10 protein-coding genes are annotated in these 13,916 nt (G+C 71.4%); 8 read left to right on the top strand and 2 right to left on the bottom strand.

Annotation, left to right across the window (positions count from 1 at the left end):
- Positions 1-191 precede the first annotated feature (191 nt).
- Positions 192-3,374 carry a bifunctional diguanylate cyclase/phosphodiesterase gene (locus BLT28_RS32960; protein WP_030426761.1) on the top strand — a complete coding sequence of 1,061 codons (3,183 nt, stop codon included), beginning with the start codon at positions 192-194 and terminating at the stop codon, positions 3,372-3,374.
- Positions 3,375-3,377: 3 nt separating this feature from the next.
- On the opposite strand, the gene BLT28_RS32965 is transcribed toward BLT28_RS32960, so the two are convergent.
- Positions 3,378-5,000, bottom strand: coding sequence for a bis-aminopropyl spermidine synthase family protein (locus tag BLT28_RS32965; RefSeq protein ID WP_030426760.1), 1,623 nt, complete (start codon positions 4,998-5,000; stop codon positions 3,378-3,380).
- 164 nt (positions 5,001-5,164) lie between these two features.
- Here BLT28_RS32965 and BLT28_RS32970 point away from each other — a divergent pair, with 164 nt between their 5' ends.
- The 4 genes from BLT28_RS32970 to BLT28_RS32985 are packed head-to-tail and all read left to right on the top strand — an operon-like array spanning position 5,165 to position 8,530.
- Positions 5,165-6,274, top strand: a complete 1,110-nt coding sequence (locus BLT28_RS32970) for an ABC transporter ATP-binding protein (RefSeq protein WP_030426759.1) — start codon at positions 5,165-5,167, stop codon at positions 6,272-6,274.
- Positions 6,274-6,939, top strand: a complete 666-nt coding sequence (locus BLT28_RS32975; RefSeq protein WP_030426758.1) for an ABC transporter permease — start codon at positions 6,274-6,276, stop codon at positions 6,937-6,939. Before BLT28_RS32970 ends, BLT28_RS32975 begins: the two co-directional genes overlap by 1 nt.
- Positions 6,939-7,652 carry an ABC transporter permease gene (locus tag BLT28_RS32980; protein WP_043810136.1) on the top strand — a complete coding sequence of 238 codons (714 nt, stop codon included), beginning with the start codon at positions 6,939-6,941 and terminating at the stop codon, positions 7,650-7,652. Before BLT28_RS32975 ends, BLT28_RS32980 begins: the two co-directional genes overlap by 1 nt.
- The gene (locus BLT28_RS32985; RefSeq protein ID WP_030426756.1) at positions 7,649-8,530 is read left to right on the top strand and encodes an ABC transporter substrate-binding protein; all 882 of its coding nucleotides are present in this window, start codon (positions 7,649-7,651) and stop codon (positions 8,528-8,530) included. Before BLT28_RS32980 ends, BLT28_RS32985 begins: the two co-directional genes overlap by 4 nt.
- Positions 8,531-8,552: 22 nt before the next feature.
- Here the strand turns inward: BLT28_RS32985 and BLT28_RS32990 are convergent, their stop codons facing one another.
- A complete protein-coding gene (locus BLT28_RS32990; protein ID WP_030426755.1) occupies positions 8,553-9,335 on the bottom strand; it encodes an IclR family transcriptional regulator in 783 nt (260 codons plus the stop codon).
- Between the two features lie 177 nt (positions 9,336-9,512).
- Here BLT28_RS32990 and hutH point away from each other — a divergent pair, with 177 nt between their 5' ends.
- Genes hutH through BLT28_RS33005 form a run of 3 tightly spaced genes read left to right on the top strand, consistent with a single transcriptional unit; the run spans position 9,513 to position 13,908 of the window.
- Positions 9,513-11,054: a histidine ammonia-lyase gene (gene hutH / locus BLT28_RS32995; RefSeq protein WP_030426754.1), complete on the top strand. Its 1,542-nt coding sequence runs from the start codon at positions 9,513-9,515 to the stop codon at positions 11,052-11,054.
- On the top strand, positions 11,051-12,709 hold the full coding sequence (gene hutU, locus BLT28_RS33000; RefSeq protein ID WP_030426753.1) for a urocanate hydratase: 1,659 nt from the start codon (positions 11,051-11,053) through the stop codon (positions 12,707-12,709). Before hutH ends, hutU begins: the two co-directional genes overlap by 4 nt.
- Positions 12,706-13,908, top strand: a complete 1,203-nt coding sequence (locus BLT28_RS33005) for an allantoate amidohydrolase (protein ID WP_030426752.1) — start codon at positions 12,706-12,708, stop codon at positions 13,906-13,908. The genes hutU and BLT28_RS33005 overlap by 4 nt, the downstream gene beginning before the upstream one ends.
- Positions 13,909-13,916 lie beyond the last annotated feature (8 nt).

Consider the following 13,916-nt stretch of genomic DNA (forward strand, 5'->3'; position numbering starts at 1 on the left):
CCCTCCACCGGCGGAATGCGTCTTCCTGGGGCTGGGCCTTACGCCGCAGAACCGCTACCTTCACTCGGTCGGGTGAGCACGTGAGGGATGTGGCCCGGGCCGTCCGGTCACTCGGGTGCACTGCTGAGACGACCGTCGGCCGGGGCCGCCTTCCGGCACCGACGGCTCGTTGATGCCGAAGGGTGGACGTCGTGGCCGACCAGGTCCAGCGCACGGGGCGCGCCCCTGGGGTGCTCGACCCTGCCCTGGGCGCCGTGCCGCCCTCGGCCAACGGTGTCGTCCTGCCCGACGCGCCCGCCCTGCTCTGCGACCCGAACGGCTTAGTGCTGCAGGCCAACCCGGCCGCCGCCCGGTTGGCGGGCACCACCCGCCCGGCCGAACTGGTCGGCGGACCGCTGACGGAGCTGATCACCGAGGCGGGGGAGAGCACCTGCCTGCACCGCGCCGACGGCACCGAGCTGCCGGTCCGCGTCGTGCGCCTGCCGCAGCCGGGCACCGGGGCCGAGATCGTGCTGCTGGTCGACGTCTCCGACCTCGCGGGCGCCGCGGACGCCCTGCGGGACGAGAAGCGCAGGCTGAACGAGGTCCAGCGGGTCTCGGGCATCGCGTCCTGGGAGCTGGATCCGGCGACGGGCGAGACCTACTGGTCGCCCAACCACTACGAGCTGTTCGGGCTGAAGCCGGGTGACGTCGTCCCCGGCGCGCAGGCCGTGCTCGACCGCGTGCACCCCGAGGACCAGGAGCTGGTCGCGACGTACTGGCGCGACCACCGGCTCTCGGGCGAGGAGATCGACATCGAGTACCGGATCGTCCGGCCGGACGGCGAGGTCCGGCGCATCCGCGGCGAGGCCGAGACCGTGCGCGACGAGCGCGGCGGCACCGTGCGGATCACCGGCTACATCCGGGACATCACCGACCAATGGCGCGTGGAGAACGAGCTGGCCGAGGAGAAGGCGCGACTGCTGGAAGCCCAGCGGATCGCCAGGATGGGCAGTTGGACCTACGAGGTGGACACGGCCGACGTCCGCCGCAGCGAGGTGATGGTCGAGCTGTTCCGGGAGGTCGGCAACGAACCGGGGGACCTGCTCTCCGGCGTGCACCCCGACGACCGGGAGAAGATGGCCGCGCTGCAGATGCGGCTGCTGCACGCCGAGCACGGGGAGACCGCCGAGGTCGAGTTCCGCGGCGAGCTGGCCGACAAGATCTACAACTGCCGGGTGCGCGCCGAGCACGGTGACAACGGCAAGGTGCGGCGGTTGCAGGCCACGGTCCAGGACGTGACCTCGCTCAGGGCGCTGGAGCGGCAGCTGCGGCACGAGCGCAGGCGGCTGGACGACGCGCAGCGGGTGGCCCGGCTGGGCACCTGGGAGTGGGACTCCACCACCGACCAGATGGCGTGGTCGGACATGCTCAAGGAACTGGTCGGCGTTCCGATCGACGAGCACATCACCTTCGAGGACTTCTTCGCCCTCATCCACCCGGAGGACCGGCCGTGGGTCGAGGAGCTGTGGCAGCAGATCCGCGTGGAGGCGCAGCCCTTCGAGTGCGAGCACCGGCTGATCCGCCGCGACGGCGCGCAGCGGGTGTTCCGCTGCTACGGCGCCCCGGTCAGCGGTCCCGGTGAACCGCTGCTGCTGGTGGGCACCGCGCAGGACGTGACGGAGCAGCGGGTCACCGAGACCCGGATGGAGCGGTCCAGCCAGCGCTTCGCCGACCTCGTCTCGGTCACGCCGGTCGGCATCGGGATCTTCGACGACAACGAGCGGCTGGTCGACGCCAACGACGCGCTGTGCGAGCTGCTGGGCTACGACCTGGAGCAGATGCGCGGCATGACCGCCGAGCAGCTGGCGCACCCGGAGGAGCCCGCGCAGCACCTGCGGATGGCGGACAAGGCCGTCGACGACGAGCAGAAGAGCTACAAGATCCCGCAGCGGCTGTTGCAGCGCTCCGACGGCGAACCGGTCTACTGCGAGCTGCACGTGGCGCTGTCGGTGCAGGACGACGGGCGGCGGTTCTGGCTGGTGGTGTTCCAGGACATCACCGAGCGGCGCCGCACCGCGGAGGCACTGAAGCACCAGGCGACCCACGACGACCTGACCGGCCTGCCCAACCGCACGGCGGTGAAGGAACTGCTCGCGGAGCTCCTGCAGCAGGACGAGCCGAGCCGCGTCGCCGTGTTGTTCTGCGATATCGACAACTTCAAGCGGGTAAACGATTCCCTGGGCCACGACGCGGGCGACGAGCTGTTGGTGGTGCTCGCGCGGCGACTGGAGGGCGGTCTGCCCAAGGGCTGCACGGCGGCCCGGCTCTCCGGCGACGAGTACGTGATCATCTGCGCCGACATCGAGGCGGTCGGCGGCGTGGACGCCCTGGCCACCAAGGTCTCCAGCCTGCTGCGCACGGTGGTCCCGGTGCACGGCCAGCTGGTGCGGGTGTCCGCGTCGATCGGCGCGGCGATCCCCAACGGCGCCCGCGCGACAGGGGACGACCTGCTGCGCTTCGCCGACGCGGCGATGTTCGAGGCGAAGCGGCGCGGCGCCGGGCGGGTCTCGCTGGCCAGCGCGGCGCTGATGGCTTCGGCGGACTGGCAGGTGCACCTGGAGGGGCAGCTGCGCGAAGCGCTCAACCGCGACGGCCTCGCCCTGCACTACCAGCCGGTGGTGGGGCCGGACGGCCGCGTGGTCACGGCGGAGGCGCTCGTCCGGTGGCCGCACCCGGATCGCGGGCTGCTCTCGCCGGACGTGTTCCTGCCCGTGGCCGAGCAGGGCGACCTGATGCGCGAGCTGGACCGGTGGGTGCTGCGGACCGCGCTCAAGGAGGCGTCGGCCTGGCCGGAGCCGGACGGCAAGCCGGTCGCGGTCGCGGTGAACCTCGGCGGCCTGCTGCCGGGCGACCCGGACTTCGTCGACATCGTCGCGACGGCGGTGGCGGAGAGCGGGATCGCCTGGGACCGCGTGGTCCTGGAGCTGGTGGAGACCAGCCTGGTGGACCTGCCCTCGCGGACCCGGCAGGCGATGGCGGAGCTGGTGGAGCGCGGCGTCCGGTTCGCCGTCGACGACTTCGGCACCGGCTACTCGTCCCTGGCCCGGCTCAAGGACCTGCCCGCGCAGATCATCAAGGTGGACCGGCGCTTCGTCTCCGGGGTCGGCAAGGACCCGTCGGACTTCGCCGTGGCGCAGGCCGTGGTGGACATGGCGCGCGCCATGGGCCGCAGCTGCGTCGCCGAGGGCGTGGAGACCGCGATGCAGTTCCACATCCTGCAAGGCGTCGGCGTGGACGCCTACCAGGGCTGGCTGTTCTCCCGCGCCGTGCCGCCCCGGGAGTTCCGCGCGGTGCTCTCCCTCGGCCCGCTCCACGTCCCCCGCGCCGGCTGACCGTCAGGAGAGGTCGGCGGCGGAGGCGGTGATCGCGTCGAGCAGCGGCGCGATGCGGTGGCGCGGGATGTCGATCAGGCGGAGGGCGAGGTCGGCGGGGGTCGGAGCGGCCTCGGCGACCAGATCGCGAGCCGCGTTGCGGGTGAGGGTGATCCCGGTGGCCTTCGCCGTGCTGATCAAGCCCTCCCGCCACAGGTTGCCGACCTTGCCGTGCGCGCGGTCGAGGACGTGCCTGGCCAGCCGCTCACCCGCGTCGAGGCGGTTCGCCGGGATCTGCTCGGCCACCACCACCGCCGAGCGGTCGTCGGGGTTGCTGCGGAGGAACCGCAAGCGGTACTTGTGCCGCAGCGCGGCCGTGAGCGCGCGCTGACCCGCCTGGTTCGACAGGTCGAGGTGGTTGTTGGCGACGAGCACCGCGACGCGGGGCGCGGACGCGGCGAGCAGCACGCGCAGCAGCCACGGCCCGGGATCGCCGGTCGCGTCGATCGCCAGCGCGGTGTCCTCGGCGGCGTTGAGCGGGCGGTCCCACGCCGGTCCCCGGACCTCGTCGACCTTGAGACGGCCGTCGGCGGAAGCGGTGGCGCGCAAGGCTTCCAGCTGCGCTGAGGTCGTTTTTCCTTGCGCCTCAATCGATTGCGGGCCGTGCGTGTAGATCGCCGTGTTCGACGGGCGGTCGAGGAGCTTGCGCGTCTTGGAGGTCGCGCGGAGCACGTACAGCTCGCTCGCGCTGCCGACCGCCTGCGCGCCGTGGTAGCGGTTGAAGCGCGGCAGGATCGCCTCGAACAGCACGCCGAGCTGCATGATCTCCTGCTGCACCTTCAACCCGAGCGTGGGATTGCGCTCGCTGAAGCCGTAGGCCAGCAGGATGCGACCCATGTCCACATCGCGCAGGCACGACGCGGCGCGCGTGACGAACAGGCCGATTCCCTCTGGCGTGTAGGGAGGATCGGTGAACACGAGGTCCGCCCAGCCCTGCGCCGCCGGGGGCAGGCCGAAGCGGAAGTCCGCGTGCACGCTCCGGATGGTGAAGCCTCGCTCGGCCGCGCGGTTGTCGATGAACTCCAGCACCCGCTCGTCCAGGTCGACGACGAGCACTTCGAGATCGGGCCGCACCGCGCACACCGCGAGCGAGGTGAGGTCGTGGTCGCCGAGGCAGAGCAGCCGGGCCCCGGAGAGGGTGTACTGCTCGTCGAGCCACATCGCCCGGCGCAGCATCGTCTGCGCGGTCGCGGCGACGTGGTCCAGCGCGGGCATCGGAGCGGGGACGGCGTGGATGTCCTGTTTGATCCGGGTGACCATCTCCTCGTGGGTCTGCGCGGCGGCCTCGAGCGGATCTGTGTAATTCAGGGCATTGCCCAACTCGAGCCCCAGATCGAGGTGCTCCCGGTAGACCGTGGTGCGCCAGGGGCGGATGCGATAGCGGTCGCCCTCGCGCTCGACGTCCGGCTCCATCGCGGCGAGCAGTTCCTCGACGGTGCGGCGCGGAACCGCGGGCTGGCGCACCAGTTCGGCCAGGGACTGCCAGCCGGATGTGAGCAGCGCCACGACGATCCGCAGCCTGCGGCCGTGCACTCCGTGGTCGGCGAGGAGAGCTGATACCCGCTGCACGGGGTCATCGGTGGTCACAAACTGTTGACCTTAGACGTATCGGTCGCGCGTCCGCCTCGCCCCTGTCAGTCGATCGGACTAAGGTCGAACGTCGGCGACGGCTGATGCTCTCAACGGCACATCAGTCGTCGCCGACATACGGGCGGCCGGCAAGGGGCCGTCACGACCACAAGGGGGCTCGAATGATCGAGTTCCAGGCCGTGACCAAGCGCTTCGACGACGGCACCACAGCCGTCGACAACCTCGACATGGTCGTCGAAGCCGGAACGATCACCGTTTTTGTCGGGCCGTCGGGGTGTGGCAAGACGACGTCGCTGCGGATGGTGAACCGCATGATCGAGCCGACCTCCGGCACCGTGCTGGTGGACGGCGAGGACATTCGAAAATCGAATCCGGCGCTGCTGCGGAGGCGGATCGGCTACGTCATCCAGCAGGCCGGGCTGTTCCCGCACCGCACGGTGCTGGACAACGTCGCGACCGTGCCGCTGCTGTCCGGCTGGACGCGGCGCAAGGCACGGGCGCGCGCCGCGGAGCTGCTGGAGATCGTCGGACTGGACGCCGCCATGGGCAAGCGCTACCCGGCGCAGCTCTCCGGCGGCCAGCAGCAGCGGGTCGGCGTGGCCCGCGCGCTCGCGGCGGATCCGCCGGTGCTGCTGATGGACGAACCCTTCAGCGCGGTGGATCCCGTTGTGCGGGAGGGACTTCAGGACGAGCTGCTGCGGTTGCAGGCGGACCTGGACAAGACCATCGTCTTCGTCACCCACGACATCGACGAGGCGGTCCGGATCGGCGAGAAGGTCGCCGTTTTCCGCAAGGGCGGTGTGCTGGCGCAGTACGCGGCCCCCGCGGAGCTGCTGTCCAACCCCGCGGATGACTTCGTCTCCTCCTTCGTCGGCAAGGACCGCGGCTACCGCGGGCTGTCCTTCCTGCAGGCCGACGGCATCCAGCTCGGCGGGGTCAGCACCATGGGGCTGCACGGTGAACACCTGTCAGGGGAGCGACCGTCCACTGTGGGCGGTCCGGACTGGACACTGGTGCTCGACGACGACGGCCGCCCGCGCGGCTGGCTCCCGCCGGGCGTCGTGGTCCAGGGCGAGCCCGCCGAGGAGGAGCTGCGCCCCGGCGGTTCCCTGTACACCGAGGGAACCGCGCTGCGCGGAGCACTGGACGCCGCACTGTCGTCCCCGTCCGGCCTCGGGGTCGTGGTGGACGACGACGGGCGCTACACCGGTGTCGTCACCGCGCAACAGGTGATCGACCTGATCGAGGAGCGGCGGAAGGACGCCGCCTGATGTTCGACGACCTCTCGCGGTACCTGAGCAGCGCGAGCAACCAGGAACTGGTGCTCACCCAACTCCTGCAACACATCTACCTCTCCCTGCTGCCCCTGGTGATCGGGCTCGCGCTGGCCGTCCCGCTCGGCTGGCTGGCACACCGCTACCGCGGGGTGAGCGGGGTGGTGTTCGGCCTGTCCAACGCCATCTACACGATCCCCTCGCTGGCGCTGTTCGTGGTGATCCCGGTGGTGCTCGGCACCCAGATCCTGGACAGCGTCAACGTCGTGGTGGCGCTGACGATCTACACGACGGCGCTGCTCGTCCGGCCGGTCTGCGACGCGCTGGACGCGGTGCCCTTCCACGTGGTCGCCGCCGCGACCGCGATGGGCTACCGGCCGCTGCGGCGCTTCGTCACCGTCGAGCTGCCGCTGTCGGTCCCGGTGCTCTCCGCCGGGGTCCGGGTGGCGTCGGTGAGCAACATCAGCCTGGTCAGCGTCGGCGCGCTGATCGGCACCGGCGGGCTGGGCGTGCTGTTCACCAGCGGCTTCCAGATCAGCTACACCGCGCCGATCATCGTCGGCATCGTGCTCACCCTGGTGCTGGCGCTGGTGGTGGACCTCGTCCTGGTCGGCCTGCGCAGGGCGCTGACCCCCTGGCTGCGCGCGGGAGGCACCACGTGATCCTCCAGGAGCTGTTCGGCTGGCTCGGCGATCCCGCGCACTGGCAGGGCCCGGACGGGGTGCCGAACCGGATGCTGGAACACCTCGGCTACACGCTGCTCGCGGTGTTCGGCGCCGCGGCCATCGCCATCCCGCTCGGGCTCTACGTGGGCCACAGCGGTCGTGGCGGGGTCGTGCTGGTGGGGCTGAGCAACGCGATGCGGGCGCTGCCGACGCTGGGCCTGGTGACCTTCCTGTTCCTGCTCGCGGGCGGCAGCGAGGCGGGCACCATCGTCGGCCTGATCGTGCTCGCGGTGCCGCCGATCCTGGCGGGCACCTACGCCGGCGTGCAGGACACCGACCGCGGCGTGGTGGACGCCGCCCGCGGCATGGGGATGACCGGCTGGCAGCGGCTGTGGCAGGTGGAGGTGCCCAACGCGCTGCCGCTGCTGATGGGCGGGCTGCGCAACGCGGCCCTGCAGGTGGTGGCGACCGCCTCGGTCGCCGCGTACGTCGGGCTCGGCGGCCTCGGCAGGCTGCTGCTCGACGGGCTCCGGGTGATCGACTACTCGAAGGTGCTGGCCGGAGCGCTGTTCATCGCGTTGCTCGCGGTCCTGCTGGACCTGGTGCTCGCCGGGTTGCAGCGGATCATCGTGCCGCGCGGGCTCCGGGTGGCCGCGGCCGCGGTCGCGGGGCGGCCGAAAGCAAGATCCTCAGGAAGGACAGAGTCATGAAGCGCACCATGGCGGTCGTGGCGGCCGCCGCCCTGTTGCTCACCGGGTGCGGTGGCGATCCGCTCAAGGGCGGAGGCGGCGCGGCTGGTGGCCAGATCGTCATCGGCTCGGCGGACTTCTCCGAGAGCGAGCTCCTGATGCACATCTACGCGGGCGCGCTGACCAACGCTGGTGTGCAGGTCACCACCAAGCCGCGCGTCGGCTCCCGCGAGGTCCTGGTGAAGGCGTTGCAGGACAAGTCCCTCGCCGTGGTGCCGGAGTACAGCGGCAACCTGCTGCAGTACTTCGACAAGCAGAACCCCGCGGCGCAGCCGGACGAGGTCATGACGGCGCTGAAGCAGAAGGTGCCCAGCGGGCTGGAGGTGCTGGACAAGTCCGCGGCGGAGGACTCCGACGCCCTGGTGGTGTCCAAGGACCTCGCGGCGCAGGGCGTCAAGTCCATCGCCGACCTCGGGCCGAAGTGCTCCCAGTACGTGCTCGGCGCGGCGGGTGAGTGGAAGGACCGCTGGACCGCCAAGATCGCCCAGCTCTACGGCTGCACCTTCAAGGAGATCAAGACCACCGACGCCGCGGGCCCGGTGACGGTGGAGGCGCTGAAGAGCGGCCAGGTGCAGGTGGCCAACCTGTTCACCACCGCGTCGGCCATCAGCGCCAACGGTTTCACCGCGCTGGAGGACCCGAAGCGGCTCTACCCGGCGCAGAACATCCTGCCGCTGATCCGCTCGGAAGCCTTGGACGCCAAGGGCAAGGCGGCGCTGAACAAGGTCTCGGCCGCGCTGACCACCGACAAGCTGGTCGCGCTGAACAAGCGCATCGAGATCGACAAGGAGACCGTGGCCGACGTGGCCAAGGAGTTCGTGACGCAGAACAAGCTCTGACGTCCTTCCCCGGCGGGCATCCTCAGCTCTGGGGGTGCCCGCCGATGCGCGTCGTGAGGTCCGTCGCGGCCCGGCGCACGTGCGTTGCCAGCTCCGGCCACGTCTGCCCGCACTCGTCCTCGCAGACGTGGCGCAGCGTCAGCCCGATCGCCGCGACCGGGCGCTGACCGTGGTCGAAGACGGCCGCGGCCACGGACGCGAAGCCCGCGGTGACGTGGCCGTCCTCGACCGCCCAGCCGCGCCGCCGCTCCGCCCCGAGCAGCCTGCGCAGGGCAGGCAGGTCCTTCGGGCCGCGCCCCGTGCGGTCGAGGAAGCTCTGCTGATCGGGGAACAGCGCGCGGACCTGCGCCGCGGGCAGTGCGGCCAGCATCGCCCTGCCGGAGGCGGGCAGGTGCGCCGGGAGCCGGACGCCCACATCGGTGACCAGCGTCTGCGGGCGCCTCGGCTGCTCCTTGAGCAGGTAGAGGGCTTCGCCGCCGTGCAGCACGCCGAGCTGCGCGGTGTAGCCCGTCTCGTCCACCAGGCGGCGCAGCAGCGGCCGCGCGAGGCGTTCCAGGGGATCGTGCCGGAGGTAGGCCGAGCCCAGCTCGAACGCCGCCACGCCCAGCCCGTAGCGGCGTTCCTCGGGCAGGTGCGTGACGAAGCCGGCCTCGTGCAGCTCGGCGAGCAGGTGGTAGGTCGTCGACCTGGGCAGTTTCAGCTCGCGCGCCAGCGCCGCCGCCGACACCGGCCCCGGACGACTGGCCAGCGACTTCAACAGCGCGAGCCCACGACGCAACGCGGGCACATCACTGCTCGCCCCCACCTGTCCTCCTCCCCCCACCCGATCGGCACGGCTTTCGCACCGAATGAGTCATTCGGTGCGTTCAAGTACCCGAACGACTCAGTCAGTGCGCAACCCCGGCGCTGACTGTCTGGGATTTCAGACAGTGTCACACGGTGCGGGGTTGGGGGAGGTGCCGCGAGCGGGTGTGATGGGGGCATGTCGCACGTTCCTGTCGGCTTGAAGCCGCTGTCCAGGGCGCAGGTGCTCGCCGTCGTCCGCGGCGGAGCGCCGGTGGAGATCACCGCGGAGGCCCGCGAGGCGGTCGCCGCGGCCCGCGCCCACATCGAGGCGCTCGCCGCCGCCGAGACCCCCACGTACGGGGTGTCCACCGGCTTCGGCGCGCTGGCCACCAAGCACATCCCGCTCGACCGCAGGGCCGCGTTGCAGCGGTCGCTGATCCGCTCGCACGCGGCCGGCGCCGGGCCTGAGGTCGAGGCCGAGGTCGTTCGAGGGCTGATGTTGCTGCGGTTGCGCACCCTCGCGTCGGGGCACACCGGTGTTCGGCTGTCCACTGTGGACACGCTCGCCGGGATGCTGAACGCGGGCATCGTGCCGGTGGTGCACGAGTACGGCTCGCTCGGCTGCTCCGGCGACCTCGCACCGCTGTCGGCGATCGCGCTCGCGCTGATGGGCGAGGGCCAGGTCCGCGACGCCTCGGGCGAGCTGCGCGACGCGGCCGAGGGCCTGTACGAGGCCGGGCTCGAACCCGTCCAGCTCGCCGAGAAGGAAGGGCTGGCGCTGATCAACGGCACCGACGGCATGCTCGGCATGCTGGTCATGGCCTGCGCCGACCTCGCGGAGCTGCTCGACGTCGCCGACCTGACCGCCGCGATGAGCGTCGAGGCCCTACTCGGCACCGACCGCGTCTTCGCGCCGGAGCTGCACAGCCTGCGCCCGCACCCCGGGCAGGCGCTGTCGGCTTCCCGCATGGCCGCGTTCCTCAAGGAGTCCGGCATCGTCGCGAGCCACCGCGGCCCGGACTGCAACCGCGTCCAGGACGCCTACTCGCTGCGGTGCGCCCCGCAGGTGCACGGCGCGGCGCGGGACAGCCTGACCCACGCGGAAACCGTCGCGGAACGCGAACTCGCGTCGGCGATCGACAACCCGGTGGTGCTGCCGGACGGTCGCGTGGAGTCGAACGGCAACTTCCACGGTGCTCCGTTGGCCTATGTGCTCGACTTCCTGGCGATCCCGCTCGCCGACGTCGCGAGCATGGCGGAGCGCCGCACCGACCGGATGCTGGACAAGGCGCGCTCGCACGGGCTGCCGCCGTTCCTCGCTGACGACCCGGGCGTCGACTCGGGCCACATGATCGCCCAGTACACGCAGGCCGCCGTCGTCTCCGAGCTGAAGCGCCTCGCGGTGCCCGCCTCGGTCGACTCCATTCCCAGCAGCGCCATGCAGGAAGACCACGTCTCCATGGGCTGGTCCGCCGCGCGGAAGCTGCGCAAGGCCATCGACGGGCTGCGCACCGTGCTGGCCGTCGAACTGCTCACCGCGGCCCGCGCGCTGGACATGCGCGCACCGCTGCAGCCCGGACCGGCCAGTGCCGGAGTCCTTGCCCTGCTTCGTGAATCGACTGGCGGACCCGGTCCGGACCGCCACCTCGCACCCGAGATCGCCGCGGCCGAGGAGCTGATCCGCTCCGGTGCCGTACGTGCCCACCTTGAGTCCATTGTGGACGGGAGAAACCGGTGAACGCAGGACCTCGCCCCGTACGTGCCGCCCGGGGAACCGACCTGACCGCGCGCAGCTGGGCCACCGAGGCGCCGCTGCGCATGCTGCAGAACAACCTGGACCCGGAGGTCGCCGAGCGCCCGGACGACCTGGTCGTCTACGGCGGCACCGGCAAGGCCGTCCGCGACTGGAACTGCTTCGACGCGATCACCCGCGAGCTGCGGAACCTGGCCGGGGACGAGACCCTGCTCGTCCAGTCCGGCAAGCCCGTCGGCGTGCTGCGCACCCACGAGTGGGCGCCGCGCGTGCTGATCGCGAACTCCAACCTGGTCGGGGACTGGGCCACCTGGCCGGAGTTCCGCAAGCTGGAGGCGCAGGGCCTGACCATGTACGGCCAGATGACCGCGGGCTCGTGGATCTACATCGGCACGCAGGGGATCCTGCAGGGTACCTACGAGACCTTCGCCGCTGTCGCGCAGAAGCGCTTCGGTGGCACGCTCGCCGGGACCCTGACCGTGACCGCCGGTCTCGGTGGCATGGGTGGTGCCCAGCCGCTCGCGGTCACCATGAACGAGGGCGTCGCGCTGGTCGTCGAGGTCGATCGGGAGCGCGCTCAGCGCCGCGTCGAGACCCGCTACCTCGACGAGATCGCCGACGACCTCGACGACGCGATCTCCCGTGTGCTGGAAGCGAAGTCCGCGCGCAGGGCGCTGTCGGTCGGCGTGATCGGCAATGCCGCCGAGGTGCTGCCGGAGCTGCTGCGCCGGGGTGTTCCGGTGGACGTGGTGACCGACCAGACCTCCGCGCACGACCCGCTGGCGTACCTGCCGAAGGGCGTCACGGTGGAGGAGTGGGCCGACTACGCCGCCGCCAAGCCGGAGGAGTTCACCGCGCGCGCTCGCGAGTCGATGGCCGAGCACGTGGCCGCGATGGTCGGGTTCCAGGACGCGGGCGCCGAGGTCTTCGACTACGGCAACTCCCTCCGCGGTGAGGCGCAGCTCGGCGGCTACGAGCGGGCCTTCGACTTCCCCGGTTTCGTCCCCGCCTACATCCGCCCGCTGTTCTGCGAGGGCAAGGGCCCGTTCCGCTGGGCCGCGCTCTCCGGTGACCCGGAGGACATCGCCAAGACCGACCGCGCGATCCTGGAGCTGTTCCCGGAGAACGAGCAGCTCGCCCGCTGGATCAAGATGGCGGGCGAACGCGTTGCCTTCCAGGGGCTTCCGTCGCGGATCTGCTGGCTCGGCTACGGCGAGCGGCACCTGGCGGGCCTGAAGTTCAACGAGATGGTGGCCTCCGGTGAGCTGTCCGCGCCCATCGTGATCGGCCGCGACCACCTCGACTGCGGCTCCGTCGCCTCGCCGTACCGGGAGACCGAGGCGATGGCGGACGGCTCGGACGCGATCGCCGACTGGCCGCTGCTGAACGCGCTGATCAACACCGCGTCCGGCGCGACCTGGGTGTCCATCCACCACGGTGGTGGCGTCGGCATCGGCCGCTCCATCCACGCGGGCCAGGTCACCGTGGCCGACGGCACCGAGCTGGCCGCGCAGAAGCTGGAGCGCGTGCTGACCAACGACCCGGCGATGGGCGTTCTGCGGCACGTGGACGCGGGTTACGAGCGCGCCGACGAGGTCGCCGCTGAGCGCGGGGTGACGATCCCGGTCGCCAAGTCATGAGCGCCAGCTCGTTGTTGGGTGATATCGCGGATGTGGGGCGGGATCGAAGCCGTGGCGGCTATTCGCGGCACGGCTTCGACTCCGCCGAGCTGAGCCTGCGCGAGTGGTTCGTCGCCGAGGCGGCCGACCGCGGGCTCGACGTCACCTGTGATCGCAACGGAAACCTGTGGGCGTGGTGGGGGCCTCCTGGTCCTGACGCGATCATCACGGGCAGCCACCTGGACTCCGTGCCCGGGGGTGGTGCCTTCGACGGGCCGTTGGGTGTGGTGTCGGCGCTTGCCGCCGTGGATGCCATGCGCGCCAAGGGCATCAAGCCGTCGAAGCCGTTCGCGATCGTCGTGTTCGCCGAGGAGGAGGGCGGTCGCTTCGGTGTCGCCTGCCTGGGCTCGCGGCTGATGTCCGGGGCGATAGACCCCGCGACCGCGCTGAACCTGCGCGACCCGGATGGGATTTCTTTTGCCGAAGCCGTCTCCGCGGCCGGGCTCGATCCCGCACGGATGGGGCGGGACGACGAGGCCCTGGCGAACATCGGGTGCTTCATCGAGCTGCACGTGGAGCAGGGGCGCGGGCTGATCGACCTCGATGCGCCGGTCGGGGTGGCCAGCTCGATCCTGGCGCACGGGCGCTGGCGGTTCAGCTTCACCGGCGAGGGCAATCACGCCGGTGCCACGCCCATCGGCGATCGGCGTGATCCGATGCTGCCCGCGTCGCAGCTCGTGCTCGCCGCGCGGGCTGCTGCGTCCAGTGTGGACGGAGCGCGGGCCACGATCGGCCGCATCCAGCCGATTCCCGGTGGAACCAACGTGATCGCATCCACTGTGGACGTCTGGTTGGACGCGCGGGCGGCGACGGACGAGGTGACCCGCAATGTGGTCGCGGAGATCAAGGCCGCCGGGCTGTCCGCCGCCGAGGCGGAGGGCTGCGAGCTGACGGTGACCGAGGAGTCCTACGGCGACACCGTGATCTTCGACCCCGTGCTGCGGGACCGGCTGGCGGCTCAGCTCGGCGGAGTTCCCGCGCTGCCGACCGGAGCCGGGCACGACGCGGGCATCCTCGCCGCGCACGTGCCCACCGCGATGCTGTTCGTCCGCAACCCCACCGGGATCAGCCACGCGCCCGCCGAGCACGCTGAGCCGGACGACTGCGAGGCGGGAGTCGCTGCCCTGGCGACAGTGCTCGAACACCATCTGTCCACTTAGGAGAGTGG

This window comes from Allokutzneria albata (assembly GCF_900103775.1).
GTDB classification, from domain to species: Bacteria; Actinomycetota; Actinomycetes; order Mycobacteriales; family Pseudonocardiaceae; genus Allokutzneria; species Allokutzneria albata.

Bases quoted from the DNA above. Each gene is read 5' to 3' on its own strand.
- hutH (WP_030426754.1), top strand. From the start codon at position 9,513: ATGTCGCACGTTCCTGTCGGCTTGAAGCCGCTGTCCAGGGCGCAGGTG.
- BLT28_RS32985 (WP_030426756.1), top strand. From the start codon at position 7,649: ATGAAGCGCACCATGGCGGTCGTGGCGGCCGCCGCCCTGTTGCTCACC.
- BLT28_RS33005 (WP_030426752.1), top strand. From the start codon at position 12,706: ATGAGCGCCAGCTCGTTGTTGGGTGATATCGCGGATGTGGGGCGGGAT.
- BLT28_RS32970 (WP_030426759.1), top strand. From the start codon at position 5,165: ATGATCGAGTTCCAGGCCGTGACCAAGCGCTTCGACGACGGCACCACA.
- BLT28_RS32975 (WP_030426758.1), top strand. From the start codon at position 6,274: ATGTTCGACGACCTCTCGCGGTACCTGAGCAGCGCGAGCAACCAGGAA.